This is a genomic window from Dyadobacter tibetensis Y620-1 (assembly GCF_000566685.1).
Lineage (GTDB): Bacteria > Bacteroidota > Bacteroidia > Cytophagales > Spirosomataceae > Dyadobacter > Dyadobacter tibetensis.
The window spans coordinates 182707-205340 of record NZ_AZQN01000009.1 but is presented as its reverse complement, the minus strand read 5'-3'; the positions used below and the strand labels follow the sequence as shown (position 1 = coordinate 205340).

Here is a 22634-nt window from a genome sequence, read left to right as displayed (position 1 = left end):
CTGTCAGCATGACGACTTCCCGCTTTTTTATTGATCTATGGAAAATATTTGCCTTTAAGATTCCTTTACAACCAGGGTAATTCCTTTCGTTTCGACAATTTCCACCTTGCTGCCGGCTGCGATGGGTTTGTTATCTTCGGCAATCGCTCTCCATTCGGCTCCCCGATAATAGATTTTTCCCTGTTTATCCGACTCAATATCCTTGATTACCATCGCTGTTTCTCCTACAAATTCGTTGTATTCGTATTGTTTACCTTTACGTTCTAGCAAATTTCGGGCTTGTTTACGTAGGAGTAGCATGGATAATATAGAAATTGCCGAGAAGGCTAAAATTTGCCATTCCAGCGTGGGTAGTAGACCCACCCATGCCAATAGGGCCGTTGCAAGGGCACCTACAGAGAAAAATACGAATACCAATAAGACACTGATCAGTTCGAGAACGAGCATAATCAGCCCAATGATAAGCCAAATTTGTGGAAGCGATAAGTCCATTATTTCTTTTGTTCAGATTTAACAACAGTAAGCGCTGTGGCGATAAGTGATCCTACATCGGCCAAATTAGCGGGCAAAATTAGTGTATTACCTTCTTTTGCTAACTTGCCAAACTGTTCCACATAGTTTTCGGCCACTTTAAGTTGCACGGCCTCAATTCCGCCATCGAGTTGAATTGCCTCAGCAACCAGACGTATGCTTTCCGCTGTCGCTTCGGCAACCGACCTGATGGCCGCAGCTTCTCCTTCTGCTTCGTTGATCTGACGGAGTCTTAGTGCCTCTGATTCCAAGACGACTTTTTGTTTCTGCCCTTCGGCAACATTAATAGCAGCTTGTTTTTCACCGTCCGACTGGAGGATGACAGAACGTCGTTCTCTTTCAGCCTGCATTTGTTTCTCCATCGCAATCAACACGCTCTGGGGAGGGGTGATGTTCTTGATCTCGTACCGCAGAACCTTGACTCCCCAGCCAATGGCGGCCTCATCGATGCTATCCACCACTGCCCTATTGATTAGCATCCTTTCTTCAAAAGTCTTATCCAGATCCAGCTTGCCTATTTCACTCCGCATGGTCGTTTGTGCCAATTGAATAACCGCGAAGGTATAATCAGAAATTCCGTAAGCTGCTTTCTTAGGATCGATGACCTGGATGAATATTACCCCGTCCATTCGCACCTGAACATTATCGCGGGTAATACAAATCTGCTCCGGTATATCTATCGCAGCTTCCTTCAGATTGTATTTGTAGGCTACGCGGTCAAAAAATGGAATGATAAAATTGATTCCAGGCTGTAAAACAGCATAGAACTTTCCTAGTCGTTCGAGGACATAGGCTTTTTGTTGGGGTACTACTTTAACGGTCATTAGTACCGTGAGCACCACCAATACGAGGAGAATAGCAAATGCTGGCATATCTGTTATGGTTTGTTTTTAGGTGAAATTAAGCCTGATAACTCATTTATGCCAGAGAACTGGTAAGAACGTGGATGCCGTGGGGGCTATCGGTAAAAGCTAAGGATGGACGGTAAGCCCAATAATCTATTTAAGTATTTCTTTGGATATTACCATTTTTTGAATCTCGCTGGTCCCTTCCCCGATGGTACATAATTTACTGTCCCTATAAAACTTTTCGGCCGGATAATCTTTGGTGAAACCATAGCCCCCATAAATTTGTACGGCCTCGGTGGCTACCCTTACCGCCGTTTCGGAGGAGTGATATTTGGCAACTGCTCCAGATAAGCTCACCTTCTGACCTAGGTCTTTTTCCTTCCCCGCCTGGAAAGTTAAAAGCGTGGAAGCCTGTATATCAGTATACATATCTGCGAGCTTAAAGGCTATACCTTGGAAAGAGGAAATGGCTTTTCCGAACTGATGACGCTCTTTGGAATAGGCTAAGGCGGCCTCATATGCGCCCAGGGCCGTGCCTACACCCAGTGCTGCAATGGAGATACGGCCACCGTCGAGTATTTTAAGTGACTGAATAAATCCTTCGCCAATCTGGCCCAGACGTTGGGAATCCGAAATTCTGCAGTCTTCAAAAAGAAGCTCTACGGTTTCGGAAGCACGCATACCCAGCTTATTTTCTTTCCGTCCTGAAGTAAACCCATGAGTTCCATGCTCTACGATAAAAGCGGTAGCCCCATGCTTGTCGCCTGGTTCGCCGGTACGGGTGATCACCACGGCAACGCGGCCACTTTGACCATTGGTAATAAAGTTCTTAGCCCCATTTAAGATCCAGTCCTCTCCATCCCGAACGGCAGTAGTCTTCATATTCCCGGCGTCCGATCCGGTGTTGGGCTCGGTAAGTCCCCAAGCTCCGATCCATTCGCCTGAGGCTAACTTAGGGAGGTACTTGTTTTTCTGATCCTCATTCCCAAACATGAGAATATGGTTGGTACATAAAGAGTTATGAGCGGCCATAGAAAGGCCTATGGAAGGATCTACCTTCGAAAGTGCTATGATGGCCGTGATATATTCCTGATACCCCAAGCCTGCACCTCCATACTGCTCTGGTACGAGCATGCCCATCAGGCCTAGCTCCCCTAATGAATGAAATACTTCGGTTGGGAAATGTTGGGATTCGTCCCATTCCATGATATGGGGCTGTATATTTTTTAGGGCGAAATCCCGAACGGTTTCTTGGATTAATCGACAGTTTTCCTCCCGATGTTCGCCAGATTCAGTGTGTTGTAGCTTGCTCATGATGTTTGATTTTTAATTTGTTTTCCTAATTATAGAAAGAAAACCACGCAATTCCCGTACCATTTACGAACAAAAATAAAATTGACCCATACCGATTCATTTAAAAAAATTACTTTTGCGTCACTATACAAAGGGTGGATACTTAATTTAATACAATTTTGTTATCCGTTTTAACATTTCATTGCAGATTTAACAATATACAATTTATGAAAATTGCAGTAGTAGGAACAGGATATGTAGGGTTAGTGACCGGAACCTGTTTCGCCGAAACGGGAAACCAGGTGGTTTGTGTCGATATTGATGAGAGAAAAATAAAAAAACTTCAGAGTGGGGAGATACCCATTTATGAGCCTGGGCTGGATGTATTATTTGACCGCAATGTGGCGGAAGGGCGTTTACAATTTACAACCAACCTTGCTGAGGGGATTCAGGAAGCAGAAGTAATTTTCCTGGCTCTGCCCACGCCTCCTGGCGAAGATGGCTCTGCCGACTTGAAATACATTTTAAAGGTGGCAGATGATTTGGGTAACCTGTTGGACCATTACGCAGTGGTGATCGACAAAAGTACAGTTCCCGTAGGCACGGCGGAGAAGGTGACTGCCGCCATAGCTAAAAATGCGAAGGTCGATTTTGATGTGGTTTCCAACCCCGAATTCTTACGGGAAGGAGTTGCCGTAGAAGACTTTATGAAGCCAGATCGGGTAGTGGTAGGTACCACCTCCGACAGAGCTAAAAAAACCATGGAAAAGCTTTATGCACCATTGGTGCGGCAGGGCAATCCCGTGATCTTTATGGATGAACGTTCAGCTGAAATGACCAAATATGCGGCCAACTCGTTCCTAGCCATGAAGATTACCTTTATGAATGAGATAGCTAATCTTTGCGAGAAGGTAGGAGCCAATGTGGACGATATCCGGCGAGGAATTGGTACGGACAGCCGTATTGGCAAGAGGTTTCTTTTCGCAGGAATCGGTTATGGGGGCAGCTGCTTCCCCAAAGATGTTCAAGCCTTGGCAAAAACATCTGCCGACTATGATTACGATTTCCGTATCTTAAAATCGGTGATGGAGGTCAACGAGGATCAGAAGAAAAAGCTACTTCCTATGGTACAGGATTATTTTCAAAACGACCTGAAAGGGAAGACCCTGGCCATTTGGGGGCTCGCTTTTAAACCCTATACAGATGATATTCGCGAGGCTCCAGCCTTGGAAAATATAAACGCCCTGCTAGACGCTGGTGTCAATATTGTCGTATACGACCCGGAAGCAATGGAAAATGTAAAAGGAGTGCTAGGCGACCGCATCACCTATTGCCATACTCCGTATGCTGCCCTGGACGATGCCGATGCACTGATGATCTTTACTGAATGGCCTCAGTTCCGTACACCTGAATTCGATAAGATGAGCAAATTGCTCAAAAATAAGGTGATCTTTGATGGTCGTAACTTGTACGAGCTTGAGCAGATGCGCGAAATGGGCTACACTTATTACAGTATAGGTCGGGAAGGCGTTGTTCAGGTAGAGGCCTAGAGGTCCTGTAGCCCTCCCAAGGGGTAGTGGAAGATTAATTTTGGGAAGGTGAACAATAATAAGTAGGTGATTAATGGAATATTTTCTGGATAATCCCCTAATATCTTCCTAATATTAGTCTTTGACTAGAATTTGAAACATAAATAAGCAAAATCATTAAATGAAACATGTATTAATAACAGGCGCAGCGGGCTTCTTAGGCTCTCACCTTTGTGAGCGCTTCTTGAAGGAAGGCATGTATGTGATTGGCATGGACAATTTGATCACTGGCGATATGCGTAATATCGAACATTTGATGCCCAATCCAAATTTTGAATTCTACCACCACGACGTCACGAAATATGTGCACGTTCCAGGTGAGTTGGATTATATTTTGCATTTTGCCTCTCCAGCGAGCCCTATCGACTATCTGAAAATCCCTATCCAGACTTTGAAGGTGGGAGCGATGGGAACGCATAATTTGCTGGGGCTGGCCCGGGTAAAAAAGGCACGTTTCATCATTGCCTCTACTTCCGAAGTGTATGGCGATCCGTTGGTGCATCCTCAAACTGAGGAGTATTGGGGGCATGTGAACCCTATTGGCCCTCGCGGATGCTACGACGAGGCTAAGCGCTATCAGGAAGCCATTACCATGGCATACCATCGCTATCACGGCCTGGAAACGAGAATCGTAAGGATCTTTAATACCTATGGCCCTCGTATGCGACTCAATGATGGGCGTGTGTTGCCAGCATTTATTGGGCAGGCACTGCGTGGTGAAGATCTGACGGTCTTTGGGGATGGGTCTCAAACCCGGTCATTCTGCTATGTTGACGATCTGGTAGAAGGAATATATCGTTTGTTGTTAAGCGATTATGCCCTGCCCGTTAATATTGGAAATCCGGCTGAGATTACCATTAAAGAATTTGCTGAAGAGATTATCAAACTTACCGGTACCGATCAGCAGGTAATTTACAAGCCCCTTCCACAGGACGATCCTAAGCAGCGGCAACCCGATATCAGCAAGGCTACCGAGATTCTGGGTTGGGAACCTAAGGTATTGCGGGAGGAAGGACTCAAGCTTACTTACGATTATTTCAGAAATCTGCCTAAGGAGAGGTTATACGAGGAGTCTAATCACCGTGCCTTCGAAACATTTAGCGAGACAAAATAAGCAGTCATTAAAAAAGCCGGTTCGTTTACGAACCGGCTTTTTTAACATTTATAATAGGGTAGACTATACCTCCATAATTTCTTTTTCCTTCAAAGAAAGAATCTGCTCTATTTTCGAAACATAAGTGTCGGTCAGCTTCTGTACCCGATCTTCGCCCATCTTTACCATGTCTTCGGCTACCCCCTCTTTCGTTAGTTTACGAAGCGAGTTATTAGCGTCCTGACGGATATTTCGAACGTTGATTTTTGCCGTTTCAATTTCTACTTTGGCACGCTTTACCAGCTCCCGCCGGCGCTCTTCGTTCAGAGGAGGAACGGAGATGCGGATCATTTCCCCGTCATTGGAGGGAGCGAAGCCCAGATTACCATTACGAATTGCCTTTTCGATGTCGTTAATAATTTTCTTTTCAAATGGCCGAATAGCGATGGTCCGTGCATCTGGGGTATTTATGGTCGCTACATTCTGAATTGGTGTCATTGAGCCATAGTATTCGATCTGTAAGCCCTCGAGCATTTGGGGGGTAGCCTTTCCGGCACGTATCTTACCCAGTTCGATCAGCAAATGTTTTATGGCGCCTTCCATAGTTTGTTGGGCATCTTCCAGATATAATTCTATCTCTTCCATTCTTATATATTTTATTTTACGTTAGTTCGAAATAAGCGTTCCTACGGTCTGGCCCATTACAAGATCGTAGAGATTTCCAGGCTTGTTCATGTCAAACACTATAATGGGAACATTATTTTCCTTGCAAAGCGTAAAGGCAGTCAAATCCATAATTTTCAGATTTTTTGAAAGCGCTTCGTCAAACGATAAGTTATCATACTTTACTGCAGATGAATCTTTCTCCGGATCAGCCGTGTAGACTCCGTCAACGCGTGTTCCTTTAAGTACAACTTCTGCTTCTGATTCAACGGCTCTTAGGCCTGCCGTGGTGTCTGTGGTGAAGTAAGGATTACCGGTTCCGGCACCAAAAATTACCACACGGCCCTTTTCTAAGTGGCGAATGGCTCTTCGGCGGATTAACGGCTCACAGACCTGTTCCATTTTAATTGCCGACATCAAGCGAGTTTTCAGGCCATGCTTCTCCAGGGAGCTTTGAATGGCCATTCCATTAATGACGGTGGCCAACATGCCCATATGATCTCCCTGGACACGATCAATTCCTGAGTTTTCAACCGATGCACCCCTGAAGATATTTCCACCTCCGATTACTACAGCAATCTGCACGCCGGCATCAGCTACTTTTTTAATTTCAACAGCATAGCTATCCAGAATATTGAAGTCAATTACCTGACCCTTATCACCTCCATTAAGAGCCTCCCCGCTGAGCTTAAGCAGAATTCGTTTATACTTTAGTTGTGACATTTTTTTCGTTTTTGCTGTTTATTTCGCGTAAAAATAAGGGTAGGTAGGTCAGAAAACCAAGTTATTTAATGAAACTCCATCAATACCTGGTTTTTCTCAACGATTTCGCCCGGAAGAACTTTTATAGATTTTACCTTTCCGCTGCCCGTAGCTTTGAGCACGTTTTCCATTTTCATGGCTACCAGAACGAGAAGGTTGTCGCCTGGGGCCACTTCTTCACCTTCGTTTATAGACAAAGACTGGATCAGGCCGGGCATGGGAGCTCGAAGGACATTCAGCTTTTTGCTTTTCCCAGCTTGCATGCCCATAGATTCGAGTAGCAGGTCCAAACTGGTTTGGGAGCGGGTTTGCAGTTCTACCCCATTAATCAGCATCTTGCCCACTTTGCCCTCCCCGTCATAATCAATAATGTCGATATCATAGGACCGGTGTTCCCATAGTAGATGATAGTGCCGGTCGGAGAGCTTGATAAGGTCTCCTGAGAAAATTTCCCCATTGATCAGTAATTTACCCTCTTCATGAGACAACTCAAAAATACGCTTGTCTCCTGCACCGGACCCTGTGACTTCCACTTTTAGCATGCTATCTCTGAATAATGGTGACTGACTTCTTGAAGTATCTCACATATTTCGTCGTAAGACATGGATTCTACCAACCGCATGCGGAAGGGTTTGAAATGATCCATACCTCGGAAATAATTCGTATAATGGCGCCTCATTTCTAAAATTCCCAGAACCGGTCCCTTCCATCTAATTGAAAAGTCTAGGTGCTTTTGGCAGGTAGCTACCCGATTGGCAACTGCAGGGCTGGGGCGTCTCTGGCCGGTCTTTATAAAATATTTAATATCGTCAAATATCCAGGGGTTGCCAATAGAAGCCCTGCCAATCATTACCCCATCCACGCCGTACCGATTTTTATATTCCACCGCTTTTTCCGGTGAATCAATGTCTCCATTACCAAAAATTGGAATCTGAATACGGCTATTTTCTTTTACCCTGGCGATGAGCGACCAGTCGGCCTCACCTTTGTACATTTGTACACGGGTACGCCCATGTATGGACAAGGCTTGTATGCCGATGTCTTGAAGTCTTTCCGCTACTTCTGTAATGTTTTTAGTAGACTCATCCCATCCGAGACGTGTCTTGACAGTAACCGGCAAATGGGTAGATTTGACGACAGCTTCGGTCATTTTTACCATTTTGGGGATGTCCTGAAGCAGCGCGGCACCAGCACCCTTACAGGCGACGTTTTTTACCGGACAACCGTAGTTGATGTCGATCAAATCAGGATTTACCTGGGTGGCTATGTCCGCACAGGAGCCCATTGTTTCTATATCGCTGCCAAAGAGTTGTATGCCTACAGGTCTTTCGTATTCGAAAATATCGAGTTTCTTCCGACTTTTTACTGCGTCACGTATGAGTCCTTCCGAAGAAACGAACTCGGTATACATCAGGTCGGCCCCATGTTCCTTACACACTGCACGAAAAGGGGGATCGCTTACGTCTTCCATAGGAGCCAGTAAGAGTGGGAAATCGCCCAGTTCTATTTTTCCAATTTTCACCATGTCGATAATAAAGAGCCGGGTTTTGGACCCGTTTTTGTAAGGCTTTGGCCAAAGAATAGTTTCCTCCAGGCCTAAGCATTATTTTTACAATACAGAATTAGCTGTAAATTTACACCAATTATGCTTAAAAATTCTCCAAATTTAATGGAATCCCGGGTTTCGGGCACGGGAAGTAGTTTATTGATTCTGGTTGGCTTCGTGTTGATTGGCATGGCGGTCGGCAATTTGTTGGCAGTATGGCTTCTTACGGCTATGTCGGGCACCGACCTCGAAGGAACGGCTGATCTGATTAATCAGCTCATGTATTCCCCGGCCAATGTCCCTGATGGTTGGTATATGATGATGCTTTTTCAGGGCATGGTACACTTCTTTTCTTACCTTCTACCTTCCCTCTTGTTTATATACTGGATCGAAAGGAGAAATATCCGACAGATTAATACCCAGCCAGAATTAAGTCTTCAGATACTTATTTTAGCATTATTGGTGGTTTTGCTTTTCATTCCCTTAAATGGGAAATTTATAGAATGGAATCAGGCCATGAAGTTCCCCGATGCCTTCTCGGGAATTGAACGCTGGATGCGGGAAAAAGAGTCTCAAATGGAGGTGTTAACCAAGTTTCTTACGACCTACGACCAATTTGGACAGTTACTCATCGCTATGGTTGTGGTCGTCTTGCTTCCTGCAGCGGGGGAGGAATTTATATTCAGAGGTATTATACAGCGAAAATTGGCCGAGACATGGAATATCCATATAGCTATATGGACCGCCGCAGCCATATTTAGTGCCATCCATTTTCAATTTTATGGTTTTCTACCCCGTATGCTCCTTGGAGCCTTGTTTGGATATCTATATTACTGGTCGGGAAATATCTGGGTAGCAGTGCTGGCACACTTTGTTAATAATGGTTTTGTACTGTTGATGGTTTACCTCTATAATGTAAAAGTCCTTGAAATAAATATTGAAGAAACGAAAACAATGCCGATATTGACAGTTTTTGTGTCGTTATTGAGTACCCTATATGTTTTATACCGGATCAACAGGGCAGGAAAAGGCCTTCGGGATATTAAACAAAATTAGTAAATACTAGTAGAGAATGGAAGAAAATTGGATAACCGTATTTAAGAGTGAACGATTGATGCGGGCAGAAGTGATGCGGGAACTACTTGAGCAGGGAGGTGTACCTGCAGTCATCGTCAACAAACAGGATAGTAGCTATCCTTTCCTAGGTAATGCTGAGGTACTGGTTCGTGCTTCCGATCTTGTAAATGCCCAACTTATTGTAAAGAATGAAGAGTCGACTGAACAATCTGAGTAACCTGCAGCAACGGACTATTACAGGCCTGATTGGGGTATTCATCATTATTGGTTGTATTCTTTATAGCGATTGGACCTGTTTTTTGTTGTTCTGTACCATTAGTGGGCTTACCCAAATGGAATTTTATAAACTTTTGGGCTTAGACGGAAATCAACCGCTAACTTATTATGGGACCTTTTGTGGCACAGTTTTGATGATTCTCACGTACCTGATTGAACAGGGGGTTGTTCCCTTTGAGAATTACTTCCTGATCAGCCCCGTACTGTCCATGATATTTTTTATCAAACTATATAAAAAACGTGATCTTAAGCCATTTATGAATATTGGCTTTACGTTTTTAGGGATCATCTACGTGGCTCTGCCCTTTTCTTTGATCATTGTTCTCGCACTTGGAGGTAGCAGCTATAATTATGAAATTGTCTTAGGCAGTCTCCTGCTACTTTGGGCTTCTGACATTGGCGGTTATTTCGCAGGAACCAAATTTGGGAAACGCAAACTTTTTGAAAGAATCTCTCCGAAAAAATCGTGGGAAGGGGCCATGGGAAGCGCTGCTTTCGCCACCCTGATAGCATTTTTGCTAGGACTCTTCTTTACCACCTATGAACCTTGGAAGTGGTTTTGTATTGGTGCGATTATTGTAGTGGTGGGTACTTATGGTGACTTGGTAGAGTCTCTGTTTAAAAGGAGTATTGCCATCAAGGACTCCGGGACGAGTATTCCCGGACATGGGGGATTCCTTGATCGGTTCGATGGCTTATTGCTTTCAGCTCCCTTTATCGTTACTTTTATAAAGATATTTCCCTAGTAGAAGACATAGCAACGGTGTTTTAAACGTTGTAAGCATATATTCATAACCCTTCAGACGGCATGAGACGTTTGAGTATTTTTTTGGAAGAATGAGACATAGTATCGTAATCATATTTTTAATTTTGGCTCTTGCCCTAGGGCAGCATGAATTACGTGCTCAGGGAGAGCAGAAAGCCATTATTTTTACTGGTATCGTAGTAGGAGGCAAATCTAGTGAACGGCTCCCTGGTGCCTATATCTTCATTCCTAGGGCGGGGAAGGGAACACTGGCGGATGCTGGAGGCTCATTTACCATTCCCGTATTTCCAGGTGATAGCATCGTCTATAGTTACGTAGGGTATAAAAAACAGTATCATAAAATACCCAGAGGTTATAACGCCAACACTTATTCGGCTATTGTAGCGATGCAGGAAGACGTCCAATTGCTTTCGGAGGTTCGAATTTACCCTTATGCTACAGAAGAAGAATTTAAAAAGGCTTTCCTAGCCTTGAAACTTCCCGATCAGGCCGACCGGGACGCTTTGGCTCGGAGTACCGACATCGATTATATTAACCGCATGGCCTCGCAAGTTCCAAACAATGCCCAAACAAACTATCGCTACACCATGGACCAGCAGATGTTTGGTAGGGAGTCGGCCGCCAATAAGAACTTTGCTACCTCTTTTCCATTCCTAAATCCCTTTGCCTGGTCTAATTTTATCAAGTCTGTTAAGAATGGAGATTTGAAAAAGAAGGACTTCCGCAGAGATCTAGGAAATACCCCCAGGGAAACTATCACTAGCCAGGATTTTCTGGCACCCAATGATGAGGAGAGCATCTATAAGAATAAAAAGGAATAAAGTTTGAAAGCTATTGTACTTTAGAAGGACAATATTCGTGTTGCTTTTCCATCGAATTGAGCATAATGTTGTTGGCTCACCCATTCACCCAGGTTGATGTAGCGACTGTGGTTATTTACCGGCAGATCGAGAACCAAGTGGCGGTGACCGAATATATAATAATCGTGGTGCTGCCGCTGTTCTACCTTCTGACAGTATATAAGAAGCCATTCCTTATCTTCCCCCATAAAGCGCTCTTCACCTTTATTTACATTGGCGAGTCTGCTCCTCCTGGACCATGCTTTCGCTATGCCTATACCGATGTCAGGATGCACAAATCGAAACAGACCTTGGAAAAAGCGATTTTCAAATATTTTTTTCAGGAATTTATAGGTATGGTCCCCGGGGCCGAGGCCATCCCCATGTCCGACCAGTAAGTTACGCACCGAACCAGACGAATGAGTAATTGTAAATGAAACCGGGTTTCGGTAGATGGTGGCTCCCAATTCGTCCGTAAGGTAACCCGACATCCACATATCGTGATTTCCAGTAAAGATGATCATTTCTATGCCCTGATCGGCAAGTTCTGCTAGTTTGCCTAATAATCGTATGGACCCTTTGGGAACGGCATGCCGGTACTCAAACCAGAAATCAAAAATGTCACCTACCAGAAATATAACCTGAGCATCGGAACGTATGCTTTCAAGCCAAGCAACAATCTTGCGTTCTCTGTCTCTGCTGGCAGCTGGGGTGGGAACACCTAAATGATAATCAGAAGAAAAATACAACTTCTTGCCTTCTGTCAGGGCAATGGTCTTTGTTTCGAAATTGAACTCCATACAAGAAAATAGATACGGCTGCAAGTTACGATCTTCTGGTTAATCAGCCTAAAGGAACATATTGCCCCTGATCCGTACCATTTACTAAGTAGCTGTAGCATACCTCATCGGGTTTCCATAAATTCATTGCATCAACTTGAACTGGAAATGAATTTCATAACGAATTCTTGAGCATGAAAAACGCACTTTTACTAATAGGAACAATTTTAGTTACCCTACCTAACCTGCAGGCCCAGATCAGGATCAATGATCCGGGAAAGGTAGCCGAGCGGCAAGCCGAAAACAGAGCAAATCGGAAGATAGACCAGGCCGTTGATAAAGGTTTTGATAAAATTGAAGAGGGTATTGGTAGCTTATTTAAGAAAAAAGATAAGAAGGAGAAATCGACAAATCAGGATTCCGAAGACAGAACAGTGAGCGAACCTACCCCCGAAAGTCAAACCGAAGCTGGTACTGCCATTAGGCGGATGGATCTTAAGTCCTACAGTAAATTTGATTTTATCCCGGGAGAAAAGGTGGTGGCCTTTGAAGATTTCTCTCAGGATGCCGTTGGGGATTTTCCTGCCAAATGGAATACCAATTCTTCCGGAGAAATTGTCACCATTGAGGGGACGGAGGGGAAATGGTTAATGCTTGGTCCAGAGGGGGTGTTTCATCCGGAATTTATAAAGAGCTTACCCGAAAATTTCACTTTAGAGTTTGACCTCGCCTGTACCTCCGAGCTAAGTTTTTATACTGCCGTATTGAGGACTATTATTGCCAGAGTAGAAAATCCCCAGGCAGAATTTGGCCATTGGGGCAGTTATAACGGCTATAAAAATAATGGCTTGGAGGTAGGGCTCCACCCCAAAGATGCTGGAGGAAGCCAGGGGAATACTGCCTTTACAGTCTTTGGGAAAGAACAGGGGCAGGAAGTAATGAAAAATGATAAGAGTTTCCCCGCATTTCATGTTCCAGAGCATAATCTGGTGAAAGTATCGGTGTGGAGGCAAAAGTCGCGACTACGCTTATATGTTGATGATTACAAGGTATGGGACCTGCCCAGGGCCTTTATGCCCGAGGTAGAGTATAATTTTATAGCCTTCTCTAATGGCGGATATTCCGTTGAGTCGGATCGGTATTTTATATCCAATCTACGCCTCGCGGTGGGCGCTCCCGACACGCGTTCAAAGCTGATTACAGAAGGAAAGTTTTCCACCACAGGAATTCTTTTCGATGTGAATTCAGCAACGATCAAGCCTGCCTCCTTTGGAGTATTGAAGGAGATCGCTGGTGTCCTTTCAGAAAATGCAGGCGTGAAAGTAAATATTGTCGGTCATACGGACTCAGACGGAGATGATTCCAGTAATCTACTCCTTTCCAAAAAAAGGGCTGAATCGGTGAAGCAGGCATTGATCTCCGACTTTGGAATAGCTAAAGAAAGGTTAGAGGCGGATGGAAAAGGGGAGATGGAGCCTGTTTCTCCCAATACCAGTGCTGAAGGCAAAGCGAATAATAGAAGGGTTGAATTTATAAAGCTGTAGTGGATTCAAGGAAAATTGTCAACTTTGTAGTTCAATTTTTCCGGTTCATCATCATGTTAAAAATAACACCGTTATTAGGAATTCTTTGGTTCACATTAGGCTCCTTATTTGCCCAGCCCGCCGACAAACTCACACCGGACAAGCGGAGGGCTCTTCAGTGGAAACCAGAAAAGGGGCAATACTATTTTGGTCATAAACTGATATATGATTACGACCAACGTAATGAGGGACGCAAAGGGACGCTGGAGATTGGTCTGGACCTTACCACAGGGACCTTATGCTTTCTCAGGGAAACGTCATTTGGGCAAACGGCTTCGGATTTCGATTTTATTTTAGGCTTTGCCGATGGCAAATTCATTTCCTGTGGGTTAGACGAGGCGGGAAAGAAATTCAGGATAAAACAGATGGTGGTGGAAGTAAAGTCCGATCCAGAAACCCTGCAACAACGCGTGTCGGACTTTCAGGAGTTTTGTACACCCACAGGGAGCAACAAGGTGATTTACGGATGGCCGGCATTGGAATATGTTCGTGCGTTTCCGCGTTCCGAAACTTCCGACAAGATGTGGTTGCTTCAAACTCCTTTCAGCGTCACCCATTTGTATGGCTTTGAATTGATGGAAGGGACAGCGAGTTTGCCTGTATCTTTCGATTTTATAGATCTGTTGGGTAAGAATCAACTCCTGATGTCCTATGAATCCAAAGAGGTGAACATTCAGCTGAATCGTATTGAAGCAAGCCCTGTAACGGTGAATATTTCACCCTACCGGGAAATAATAATTGCGGATTAAAACAGCATCCTGAAACGCAGTTTCAGGATGCTGTTTATAGTTTAACTCCTTATTCGGCAGAAGTTGCTGCTGCCTGTTGCTCGGCCATTACCTCTGACAGAGGTCTGAGATTTGCAGGTATCTCTTCCTCCTTGTCTTCTTCTGAAGAGTAGGGGAATACATCCAGGATAGGAGTAAGGTTAATATCGGTGATCTCGTAGGGGATCAACATGGTTTTCAAGCTATCGGTCATTCGCTCAAGCCCCTGGTGAATACCATCTGCATTGATAAGCATATAATTGACAACCTTCTTTTCCTTCCCGCTTCGCTCGTCTACTGAGAAGTAGATTACCTTCACCTTGAACCACTGATCTCCTGCTTCGTAAGTGAAAAGATCGGCGAGTCGCATTTTAGAGATACTCATGACCGTAAAGTCACTTGCATGTGTAACAATTTGACTATACAACCGCGCTTCTGCTTCAGTATATGACACGGCATCTACCAAGTAGGCTTCGTTGATGGTCTTCAAACTCCCTGCCTCATCTTCTTTTTGGTAACGAATTTTTCCTAAATACCAGCTCGCCATGCTTTATTTCGATTAATTTAAGTGTGAAAAATACAAAGGTATATTCTTAGGCCTTGGCGTGCAAACCGTTTTTTGAGGGTCGTGGTGAAGCACCATAAGGTCAGGTTCAAAACTAATGGGCTCCGTGGAATAATCTCTGCATACGCTATGCGTTATGAATGGGACTTTATATCTTGCAAGAAAATTAACAACAAACATGAAACGACAATTATGGATGGTGGCCATGCTGGCTACAGTGTACTTTATGAGTGCCTGTGGTGTAAGCAAGCAGGTCTCCGAAGCCAAAACCTTTGGCGAATGTAAATACGACTTAGCGTCGGTAGATAGCGTATATCTTGCCGGGATCGATATCCGGGAGTTCAAGAATATTAAAAGCATCAGTGATTTTGACATGGCTAAATATCCCAAACTGGGGCTGGCGTTATTGCGGAAGGATATTCCTTTAGACCTTCGTGTCAATATAGATATTACCAATCCTACCCGCCGTCGTGCCGCCGTCAATCAGATAGAATACAAAGTACTGTTGACCGATAGTGAAATATTTAATGGCTATTTAAGTCGGCTGATTGAGGTAATGCCGGGGACTGGTAGTACCCGTGTTCCCATTCAACTGAAGGCCAATGTTTATGATTTGGTTTCCAATAACGATACCCGGGATGAGCTTATTAATATGATTTCGGCCCTGTCAGGAAAAAAGGATGCGGATCCTACCAAGTTTGTGGTAAAGGTGAAGCCGACTTTGGATCTGGGAGGTAAAAAGCTTAACTATCCTGGATATATTACATTTGAAAAAGAGATTACCGCCGAGATGCTTACAGGAGTGTCCCGCTGATCATATAAAAATTGACTGGATAGGTCTCCTGTATTTCTATGGGAATTAATACCAGATTACTATACCAGCCACGGTAAATGACAAAGGACCTTCTATACCCTCGAGGTGTGGGAGGTCCCTTATTTTAGGCCTAATATGCATCCCCATGTTGTGTAGCACATTTATATTGAATCCGCTTTTTCCCCAGTATGTAATGCTGGTAATTTTGCTCTTTGTCTTATTCGGACTTAGCCATAGAATTTCCTCTTTACATGCTTTGCGGTCGCCATTAGCCCTGGTTTTGATGGTTGTTCCTGTCTTCTATTTCTTTCTGTTGCTGTGGACCCATACCAGTACAGTTCCTTTTACGGATGACTACAATCTGTTTGAAACCATTTCCAAATTACACAGGGCCGATGGTTGGCAGGAATATACCAGCGCTCTGTTCGAACAGGTGAATCAACATCGCTTTGCTTTTGAAAGAATCGTGATGCTCATTCTTTTTTATTCTACCGGAACCGTTCATTTACCTACCTTGATAATCCTTGGTAATCTGGCAATGGTAGGGATTCTGTTCCTGTTTTATAAAACCTTACTTTCCGAGAAAATTCATTGGTACTTTTTTATCCCCGTCCCCTATATACTGTTTAATCTGGTTTACAGTGAAAATGCGTTCTGGGGGATCGCTGCCATTCAGAACACGCCCCTGATTCTGATGGCTTTTATTACCGTATATGGTCTCAGCCTTATGAGTCGGGGTGGGTATGTCCTAGCCCTGATTTCCGCAATCGTAACGACTTTTATAAGTGGCAGTGGCTTGTTGGTATGGGTCATCGGTGTGTTATTTTTGGTTTACCAGAAATCGTACAGGGGCCTGGTGGTGTGGGTGGTGTTAGCGACCGCAATTGTCTTCTTTTACTTCACTTATGATTATACCATTATTCAGTCAGAAAGTGAAAGTGTGTTGAAGCACCCTATATATAATTTGCTGCTGTTATGGGGTTTTTGGGGTAATGCATTGTATCTGAATGTGCCTCATCCCCTGGTTAGCTATTTTCACCCAGACATGGTCTGGTGTGCCATATTGGGCTTCATTTTTACCATCATTTTATTGTTCTGGCTTCTCCGCCTGCTGATTATCCCCCGTCTCCACTGGTCCTATTACTTTCTGTTGGGCGCCATTATGTTTATAATGGGAACGGGAGCCATGTTCGTACTTAGCAGGCCTTCAGCTGGATATTTTATGCACGGTGGTGCCATACTTTCTAGGCGTTATATGATTTTTGGAGTAGTACTCATGGCGCTCATGTACCTTTGTGTACTAATTATGTTGAAAAACATGCGGAAAGGGTTCATGGCGACCTCAATTCTGACTGGCGCAGGTATGTTGCTGTTGCATTTTCATAGCTACTATAGCACCTTGGTGGATGTTCGTAAACAGTATGCGGAACTGGACTTGGACGGGTACTACTGGCGAGAGCATCATACATACCTTACACAAGGCTATAATTATGGTGATGTACCCTTCTGGAATCATCCTACTCGGATGAAGGAGCTGATGTCGGCTATTGAAGCGGATGGGGTGAGTAAGGTGAAGGTTCCTGAGGAAATAGAGGCTTTACTTCGTTTTGCCCAGACCAAAAACGCCACCCGCCCTTTTCCTGGACAGTTTCAGGTGCGCTCGACCATGCGAACGAGCTGGGACAATCAGCCTGACTTATATCTAACCCTGGAGGCCCAACCATTAAATAAGGAGCGACTACAGTATTTTGTATTGAAAAATGGGAAACAGATGCTTCTGTTACCTGCAATTCCAGTGCCAAATAATTGGGTGACCATGTTGTCCAGTCAGAATTATTATAGTGAAGCATATAGCTATGGCCTGTTTCGAATCAAACTACCAAAAGGTAGCCAGAGCTATCAGGTTTGGCTGGTTACTGAGCATGATGGTGCCCAGACCTATTGGAATACAAACAAACGATTAGAGCTTAAATAACACCCACCACAAATTAGAGACCATGGAAATACTAACCTATAATGTGAACGGCATTCGTGCTGCAATCAAAAATGGACTGATCGATTGGCTTCGAGACAAAAATTTTGACCTGCTGTGTTTCCAAGAGGTTAAAGCGACAGCCGACCAGGTAGATTTAACTCTATTCGAAGGCTTGGGATATCAGCTGGTGGGCTGGTATGCGGCCGAGAAAAAAGGTTATAGTGGGGTAGCAATATTTTCAAAAATACCTGCCGATTTTATTGCGATGGGTATGCAGATTCCCGTATTTGATAGTGAGGGGCGCATTCTTCGAGCCGATTTCGGAGACATCACTGTTTTGAACTGTTACTTTCCATCCGGGACAACGGGGGATGTGAGGCAAACCTTGAAAATGCAATTTTTAGATGACTTTTTTATCTGGGTAGAAGCCCTTAAGAAAGAAAGACCTAATCTGATTATTTGTGGGGATTATAATATCGCCCATACGGAAATGGATATCCACAATCCGAAAGGAAATCAGAAGTCCTCGGGCTTTTTGCCGGAAGAGAGAGCCTGGATGACCCGGTGGTTTGAAAGTGGTCAGCTGGATTCTTTTCGTTATCTTAATCCGGACCTTACCGAATATAGTTGGTGGACTTACCGGGCGGGGGCCCGGGCTAATAATAAAGGCTGGCGTATCGATTATATCTCCGTATCTGAACCCCTTAAAGACCGAATTCGAGGCAGCCGTCAGTTTAACGATGCCGTTCATTCCGACCACTGCCCGGTATGGGTCGATATAGAGGTACTTTAAAGTACGTAACCTGAATGGGTGACTGCCCTTTTTTCTGATCCATGAAAGATATTATCATAAGAGATGCCCAGGCAGCAGATGCAGGGTCCATTGCCCGGCTCCTACTTTTGGCTATGCGAGAAATTGTATCCGCATTTATTCATGATCAAAATGAGGCTAAGGCTCTGGCGTTCTTAAATTATTTTACTGCATTGCCTGCCAATCAATATTCCTATGAAAATTGTTTGGTGGCGGAACATAAGGGTAGGGTAATCGCAGTGGTCAATGTATATAACGGGGCTTACCTGCCGCACTTACGCCGTCCGATTGCTGAATATATTAACCAGCAACTACATTTACCATTCACTCCTGAAGACGAATCGGAGGTGGGAGAATGGTATATCGATACCTTAGGCGTTGACCCTAATTATCAGGGCCAAGGACTCGGATCCACTTTGTTGAAGACGCTGATTGACCGGTATGTAGTCCGGCAAAAGGGGACGCTCGGCCTGTTAGTAGATATGGAGAACTCCAGAGCCAGGCGTTTATATTTAAATTTGGGTTTTGAGGTAAAAAAAGAAAAGCCGTTAATGGGGAAGATGATGGAACATTTACAGCTTAATTCCTAATTCAGGAATGGGGAATAAGACCTGATTGGCATATACTCAGGTCGGCTGTCTTTTGAATATGGGGCTAGGTTGGGAGCAAGCCACCGACATAATATGATGATTTATAAATTTGTAATTTAATGTACCAGTATTATATTATCTATAAGCCTTTTGGCATGTTGTCGCAGTTTAGCCGGGAAGGGGAGCATGCTACGTTGGCCGATTTGGATTATTCCTTTGACAAAGATATTTATCCTGTAGGACGATTGGATGCCGACAGTGAAGGGCTGTTACTACTGACCAATGATAATTTTTTGAAGACAAAGCTTTTGGATCCCAAAAATAAACATTCCAAAACCTATATCGCTCAGGTCGAGGGTATGGTAGACCCGGAGGCTTGTGCCCAGCTTCGAAAGGGGGTTATGATTTCTATCAATGGGAAACAATACAAAACCTTACCCGCACGAGCCAGAGCTATTGAAGAGCCGCAACTGCCGGAAAGGACTCCGCCAGTGCGCTTTCGTAAAACAGTTCCTACTTCCTGGCTGGAACTGATCATTCATGAAGGTAAGAACAGGCAGGTGCGTAAAATGACGGCGGCGGCGGGCCTTCCTACCTTGCGGCTTGTAAGGCAGGCTATAGGCTCGGTCAACCTGGCTGACTATAGAATAAGCCTGCCAGGTCAAGTGCTGGAGCTTCCAAAAGAGGATCTTCCTAAACTGTATCGATAATTGGATATTTGACAGGTTTTCGACTTAATATGCCTTGCCTAACCAGATAGAAGCGTTAATTTTGTAGTTACACATTTTTCATAAATATCGATTCATTGGCAAAGGCAAAGAAGGAGACTCCACTCAGTAAGCAGTACAATCAGATAAAGGCCAAGTATCCAGGAGCATTACTTTTGTTCAGGGTAGGCGACTTTTACGAAACCTTTGGTGAGGATGCCATCAGGGCCTCTAAGATCCTAGGTATTGTACTCACGAAGCGGAATAATGGGGGAGCTCATGAGGAGTTGGCAGGTTTTCCACACCATTCACTGGATAACTATCTTCCCAAATTGGTTCGGGCTGGGGAGCGTGTGGCTATCTGTGACCAATTAGAAGACCCTTCTACAGCGAAGGGGATAGTCAAACGAGGCGTAACTGAACTGGTAACACCCGGTGTGTCCATGAACGATAATGTTCTGGATATACGCAAAAACAACTACTTAGCTGCGGTACACCTTACGAATGAGGATCTCTACGGCGTCGCTTTTCTGGATATATCCACTGGAGAGTTTATGACTTCTCAGGGAAACGCGGCTTATGTCGATAAAATGCTTCAGGGCTTTTCACCTTCGGAGGTGCTTTATTGCAAAAAACATAAAAGTGAATTTAATACGCTGTTTGGAGGGAAGTTTCATACCTATATGCTGGAAGACTGGTGTTTTGGTTATGACTATGCCTATGAGCAACTTACCACCCATTTTCAGACCACCACGCTCAAGGGGTATGGAATTGAAAGCCTTCCACTGGGGATTGTGGCCGCTGGAGTTATCCTTCACTATCTGAAAGAAACGGAGCATCGTGAGGTCAGCCATATCGGAAACGTAACAAGGCTGGAAGAGGAGCGTTATGTATGGCTCGATCGCTTTACTATTCGAAACCTGGAACTGGTTTATCCGCAACAGGAAGGAGGAGTAGCACTGATCCAGATCATGGATCAGACGGTAACGCCCATGGGGGCTCGCATGATGCGCAAATGGATGGTGCTTCCATTGAAAGAACGCGCACCCATAGAGGAACGCCTCAACACGGTCGCTTATTTCTTAGGCAATGCCGACCTGCATGAGGATTTGATACATGCTATGAAGCAGATCGGGGATTTGGAACGCCTGATATCGAAGGTAGCTGTGCGCAGGATCAGTCCCAGGGAAATGGTGCAACTTAAAAAATCCTTAAAGCAGATTGGTCCCATTAAGGAGTTACTGGGTAAGCTCCGTGATAGCAATCAAACCGAAAAATCAAGTACGGTGCGGGCCACATTAAACAGGTATATCGACCAGCTTAATGCCTGCAGCTTCCTGGTAGAACGTATAGAGACTCAGCTTCGAGAAGATGCTCCGGTTCTGGCTAATCAGGGTAAAATGATCCGTTCAGGTGTGGATGAAGAGTTGGACGAGCTACATGCCATTTCCTATGAGGGAAAGGATTATCTGGTAAAACTACAAAATAGAGAAATGGAACGAACCGGAATAGGCTCTCTAAAAATTGCCTATAACCGGGTATTTGGCTACTATCTGGAGGTGACTCATTCGCATAAGGACAAGGTACCTGCCGACTGGATTCGTAAACAGACTCTGGTGAATGCGGAACGGTATATTACTCCAGAGTTAAAAGAATATGAAGAGAAAATCTTAAATGCAGAGGACCGTATTGGGGCTATAGAGTTTCGCATTTTCAATGAAATGGTGCTCACGGCCATGGAATATGTAGGTACTATCCAGCAAAATGCTCTGGTGATATCTACCCTGGACGCTCTGAGCTCATTTGCTAGCGTAGCGCGAAAGAATAATTATACCAAACCCATGATGAGCGATGGGAAAGAACTCGATATCAAAGCCGGCCGACATCCGGTAATTGAGCAACAGCTCCCAGTAGGGGAGTCCTATATTCCCAATGATCTGTATCTGGACGATAGTACCCAGCAGATTATTATCATTACCGGTCCCAATATGGCGGGGAAGTCTGCGCTGCTACGACAAACTGCGCTGATCGTTCTGATGGCACAAATGGGATCTTTTGTTCCGGCCAATGCAGCTACACTGGGAATTGTTGACAAGATTTTTACCCGGGTTGGAGCCAGTGACAACCTTAGCCGTGGAGAGAGTACTTTCATGGTGGAAATGACCGAAACGGCTAGTATTCTTAATAATCTAAGTGATAGAAGCCTGGTCTTAATGGATGAAATTGGTCGTGGAACCAGCACTTATGACGGCGTGTCTATCGCTTGGGCCATTACAGAATATTTGCATAGCCAGAAAAAAATAAAGCCCAAAACCCTTTTTGCCACCCATTACCACGAGCTAAACCAACTCGCAGAGGACTTTCCCCGCATCAAAAATTTCAATGTGGCCGTAAAGGAAGTGGATAATAAAGTAATTTTTCTTAGGAAGCTAAAACCCGGCGGGAGTGCCCATAGTTTCGGTATTCACGTAGCCCAGATTGCAGGCATGCCGCAGCCTATTGTGCTGAGAGCTAGCGAGATTATGCAGCATCTTGAAAAGGATCATAAGGCTGAGCATCATAAAAAGAAAATTAAAGAGGTACCTAAGAACAATTATCAACTGAGTATTTTTGAGCCAGCAGACCCGCGTATAGAGGAGCTCAAAGAAAAATTGGGCCAGATAGATGTTAATACCCTATCCCCCATAGAAGCCCTTTTGAAGCTTAATGAGCTTCAGAAGATAATGAAAAAGTAAATTCCTAAACAATTCCTTAACCTAT

General features: G+C 44.4%; 23 protein-coding genes. 14 read left to right on the top strand and 9 right to left on the bottom strand.

What is annotated here, in order from left to right; translation table 11 throughout:
* Positions 1-54: 54 nt before the first annotated feature.
* The 3 genes from X939_RS0119560 to X939_RS0119550 form a co-directional block, all read right to left on the bottom strand.
* The gene (locus X939_RS0119560; protein ID WP_025764978.1) at positions 55-492 is read right to left on the bottom strand and encodes an NfeD family protein; all 438 of its coding nucleotides are present in this window, start codon (positions 490-492) and stop codon (positions 55-57) included.
* Entirely contained in the window at positions 492-1403 is a 912-nt protein-coding gene (locus tag X939_RS0119555; protein WP_025764977.1) for an SPFH domain-containing protein, read from the bottom strand. The genes X939_RS0119560 and X939_RS0119555 overlap by 1 nt, the downstream gene beginning before the upstream one ends.
* 126 nt (positions 1404-1529) lie before the next feature.
* Positions 1530-2693, bottom strand: a complete 1164-nt coding sequence (locus tag X939_RS0119550; protein WP_025764976.1) for an acyl-CoA dehydrogenase family protein — start codon at positions 2691-2693, stop codon at positions 1530-1532.
* A gap of 206 nt (positions 2694-2899) precedes the next feature.
* Between X939_RS0119550 and X939_RS0119545 the strand changes: the two genes are divergently transcribed.
* Positions 2900-4222: a UDP-glucose dehydrogenase family protein gene (locus tag X939_RS0119545; RefSeq protein WP_025764975.1), complete on the top strand. Its 1323-nt coding sequence runs from the start codon at positions 2900-2902 to the stop codon at positions 4220-4222.
* Between the two features lie 160 nt (positions 4223-4382).
* On the top strand, positions 4383-5375 hold the full coding sequence (locus X939_RS0119540; protein WP_025764974.1) for a UDP-glucuronic acid decarboxylase family protein: 993 nt from the start codon (positions 4383-4385) through the stop codon (positions 5373-5375).
* Between the two features lie 63 nt (positions 5376-5438).
* On the opposite strand, the gene frr is transcribed toward X939_RS0119540, so the two are convergent.
* From frr to dusB, 4 genes are all read right to left on the bottom strand, one after another.
* Positions 5439-5999: a ribosome recycling factor gene (gene frr, locus X939_RS0119535; protein WP_025764973.1), complete on the bottom strand. Its 561-nt coding sequence runs from the start codon at positions 5997-5999 to the stop codon at positions 5439-5441.
* Positions 6000-6020: 21 nt separating this feature from the next.
* Positions 6021-6740, bottom strand: a complete 720-nt coding sequence (gene pyrH, locus X939_RS0119530) for a UMP kinase (RefSeq protein WP_025764972.1) — start codon at positions 6738-6740, stop codon at positions 6021-6023.
* A gap of 65 nt (positions 6741-6805) precedes the next feature.
* The gene (locus tag X939_RS0119525) at positions 6806-7321 is read right to left on the bottom strand and encodes an acyl-CoA carboxylase biotin carboxyl carrier protein subunit (RefSeq protein WP_025764971.1); all 516 of its coding nucleotides are present in this window, start codon (positions 7319-7321) and stop codon (positions 6806-6808) included.
* The gene (gene dusB / locus X939_RS0119520) at positions 7315-8304 is read right to left on the bottom strand and encodes a tRNA dihydrouridine synthase DusB (protein ID WP_025764970.1); all 990 of its coding nucleotides are present in this window, start codon (positions 8302-8304) and stop codon (positions 7315-7317) included. Before dusB ends, X939_RS0119525 begins: the two co-directional genes overlap by 7 nt.
* A 120-nt stretch (positions 8305-8424) precedes the next feature.
* Here dusB and X939_RS0119515 point away from each other — a divergent pair, with 120 nt between their 5' ends.
* The 4 genes from X939_RS0119515 to X939_RS0119500 all read left to right on the top strand — a co-directional run bounded on the left by X939_RS0119515 (position 8425) and on the right by X939_RS0119500 (position 11265).
* A complete protein-coding gene (locus tag X939_RS0119515; protein ID WP_025764969.1) occupies positions 8425-9381 on the top strand; it encodes a CPBP family intramembrane glutamic endopeptidase in 957 nt (318 codons plus the stop codon).
* A 16-nt stretch (positions 9382-9397) separates the two neighbouring features.
* Entirely contained in the window at positions 9398-9619 is a 222-nt protein-coding gene (locus tag X939_RS0119510) for a putative signal transducing protein (protein WP_025764968.1), read from the top strand.
* On the top strand, positions 9591-10424 hold the full coding sequence (locus X939_RS0119505; RefSeq protein ID WP_025764967.1) for a phosphatidate cytidylyltransferase: 834 nt from the start codon (positions 9591-9593) through the stop codon (positions 10422-10424). The genes X939_RS0119510 and X939_RS0119505 overlap by 29 nt, the downstream gene beginning before the upstream one ends.
* A 91-nt stretch (positions 10425-10515) precedes the next feature.
* Positions 10516-11265, top strand: a complete 750-nt coding sequence (locus tag X939_RS0119500) for a carboxypeptidase-like regulatory domain-containing protein (protein WP_025764966.1) — start codon at positions 10516-10518, stop codon at positions 11263-11265.
* Positions 11266-11285: 20 nt separating this feature from the next.
* Here the strand turns inward: X939_RS0119500 and X939_RS0119495 are convergent, their stop codons facing one another.
* A complete protein-coding gene (locus tag X939_RS0119495; RefSeq protein ID WP_025764965.1) occupies positions 11286-12083 on the bottom strand; it encodes a UDP-2,3-diacylglucosamine diphosphatase in 798 nt (265 codons plus the stop codon).
* Between the two features lie 173 nt (positions 12084-12256).
* Between X939_RS0119495 and X939_RS0119490 the strand changes: the two genes are divergently transcribed.
* Positions 12257-13606, top strand: coding sequence for an OmpA family protein (locus X939_RS0119490; RefSeq protein ID WP_025764964.1), 1350 nt, complete (start codon positions 12257-12259; stop codon positions 13604-13606).
* A 53-nt stretch (positions 13607-13659) separates the two neighbouring features.
* On the top strand, positions 13660-14394 hold the full coding sequence (locus tag X939_RS0119485; RefSeq protein WP_025764963.1) for a hypothetical protein: 735 nt from the start codon (positions 13660-13662) through the stop codon (positions 14392-14394).
* A 49-nt stretch (positions 14395-14443) separates the two neighbouring features.
* Here the strand turns inward: X939_RS0119485 and X939_RS0119480 are convergent, their stop codons facing one another.
* A complete protein-coding gene (locus X939_RS0119480) occupies positions 14444-14959 on the bottom strand; it encodes a DUF4494 domain-containing protein (protein ID WP_025764962.1) in 516 nt (171 codons plus the stop codon).
* A gap of 196 nt (positions 14960-15155) precedes the next feature.
* On the opposite strand from X939_RS0119480, the gene X939_RS0119475 reads away from it, so the two are divergent.
* The 6 genes from X939_RS0119475 to mutS all read left to right on the top strand — a co-directional run bounded on the left by X939_RS0119475 (position 15156) and on the right by mutS (position 22609).
* Complete coding sequence (locus tag X939_RS0119475; RefSeq protein WP_025764961.1) at positions 15156-15791, top strand: hypothetical protein; 636 nt, start codon at positions 15156-15158, stop codon at positions 15789-15791.
* Positions 15792-15936: 145 nt separating this feature from the next.
* Positions 15937-17766, top strand: coding sequence for a hypothetical protein (locus X939_RS0119470; RefSeq protein WP_131694636.1), 1830 nt, complete (start codon positions 15937-15939; stop codon positions 17764-17766).
* Between the two features lie 22 nt (positions 17767-17788).
* Entirely contained in the window at positions 17789-18559 is a 771-nt protein-coding gene (locus X939_RS0119465; RefSeq protein WP_025764959.1) for an exodeoxyribonuclease III, read from the top strand.
* Positions 18560-18600: 41 nt separating this feature from the next.
* Positions 18601-19167 carry a GNAT family N-acetyltransferase gene (locus X939_RS0119460; RefSeq protein ID WP_131694637.1) on the top strand — a complete coding sequence of 189 codons (567 nt, stop codon included), beginning with the start codon at positions 18601-18603 and terminating at the stop codon, positions 19165-19167.
* A gap of 119 nt (positions 19168-19286) precedes the next feature.
* Positions 19287-19877: a pseudouridine synthase gene (locus X939_RS22665; RefSeq protein ID WP_044200100.1), complete on the top strand. Its 591-nt coding sequence runs from the start codon at positions 19287-19289 to the stop codon at positions 19875-19877.
* Between the two features lie 95 nt (positions 19878-19972).
* On the top strand, positions 19973-22609 hold the full coding sequence (mutS, locus tag X939_RS0119450) for a DNA mismatch repair protein MutS (RefSeq protein ID WP_025764957.1): 2637 nt from the start codon (positions 19973-19975) through the stop codon (positions 22607-22609).
* Positions 22610-22634 lie beyond the last annotated feature (25 nt).

Excerpts from the sequence above, each read along its gene's own strand:
- X939_RS0119560 (WP_025764978.1), bottom strand. The coding sequence starts at position 492 with ATGGACTTATCGCTTCCACAAATTTGGCTTATCATTGGGCTGATTATG.
- X939_RS0119555 (WP_025764977.1), bottom strand. The coding sequence starts at position 1,403 with ATGCCAGCATTTGCTATTCTCCTCGTATTGGTGGTGCTCACGGTACTA.
- X939_RS0119550 (WP_025764976.1), bottom strand. The coding sequence starts at position 2,693 with ATGAGCAAGCTACAACACACTGAATCTGGCGAACATCGGGAGGAAAAC.
- X939_RS0119545 (WP_025764975.1), top strand. The coding sequence starts at position 2,900 with ATGAAAATTGCAGTAGTAGGAACAGGATATGTAGGGTTAGTGACCGGA.
- X939_RS0119540 (WP_025764974.1), top strand. The coding sequence starts at position 4,383 with ATGAAACATGTATTAATAACAGGCGCAGCGGGCTTCTTAGGCTCTCAC.
- frr (WP_025764973.1), bottom strand. The coding sequence starts at position 5,999 with ATGGAAGAGATAGAATTATATCTGGAAGATGCCCAACAAACTATGGAA.
- pyrH (WP_025764972.1), bottom strand. The coding sequence starts at position 6,740 with ATGTCACAACTAAAGTATAAACGAATTCTGCTTAAGCTCAGCGGGGAG.
- X939_RS0119525 (WP_025764971.1), bottom strand. The coding sequence starts at position 7,321 with ATGCTAAAAGTGGAAGTCACAGGGTCCGGTGCAGGAGACAAGCGTATT.
- dusB (WP_025764970.1), bottom strand. The coding sequence starts at position 8,304 with ATGGTGAAAATTGGAAAAATAGAACTGGGCGATTTCCCACTCTTACTG.
- X939_RS0119515 (WP_025764969.1), top strand. The coding sequence starts at position 8,425 with ATGCTTAAAAATTCTCCAAATTTAATGGAATCCCGGGTTTCGGGCACG.
- X939_RS0119510 (WP_025764968.1), top strand. The coding sequence starts at position 9,398 with ATGGAAGAAAATTGGATAACCGTATTTAAGAGTGAACGATTGATGCGG.
- X939_RS0119505 (WP_025764967.1), top strand. The coding sequence starts at position 9,591 with ATGAAGAGTCGACTGAACAATCTGAGTAACCTGCAGCAACGGACTATT.
- X939_RS0119500 (WP_025764966.1), top strand. The coding sequence starts at position 10,516 with ATGAGACATAGTATCGTAATCATATTTTTAATTTTGGCTCTTGCCCTA.
- X939_RS0119495 (WP_025764965.1), bottom strand. The coding sequence starts at position 12,083 with ATGGAGTTCAATTTCGAAACAAAGACCATTGCCCTGACAGAAGGCAAG.
- X939_RS0119490 (WP_025764964.1), top strand. The coding sequence starts at position 12,257 with ATGAAAAACGCACTTTTACTAATAGGAACAATTTTAGTTACCCTACCT.
- X939_RS0119485 (WP_025764963.1), top strand. The coding sequence starts at position 13,660 with ATGTTAAAAATAACACCGTTATTAGGAATTCTTTGGTTCACATTAGGC.
- X939_RS0119480 (WP_025764962.1), bottom strand. The coding sequence starts at position 14,959 with ATGGCGAGCTGGTATTTAGGAAAAATTCGTTACCAAAAAGAAGATGAG.
- X939_RS0119475 (WP_025764961.1), top strand. The coding sequence starts at position 15,156 with ATGAAACGACAATTATGGATGGTGGCCATGCTGGCTACAGTGTACTTT.
- X939_RS0119470 (WP_131694636.1), top strand. The coding sequence starts at position 15,937 with ATGTTGTGTAGCACATTTATATTGAATCCGCTTTTTCCCCAGTATGTA.
- X939_RS0119465 (WP_025764959.1), top strand. The coding sequence starts at position 17,789 with ATGGAAATACTAACCTATAATGTGAACGGCATTCGTGCTGCAATCAAA.
- X939_RS0119460 (WP_131694637.1), top strand. The coding sequence starts at position 18,601 with ATGAAAGATATTATCATAAGAGATGCCCAGGCAGCAGATGCAGGGTCC.
- X939_RS22665 (WP_044200100.1), top strand. The coding sequence starts at position 19,287 with ATGTACCAGTATTATATTATCTATAAGCCTTTTGGCATGTTGTCGCAG.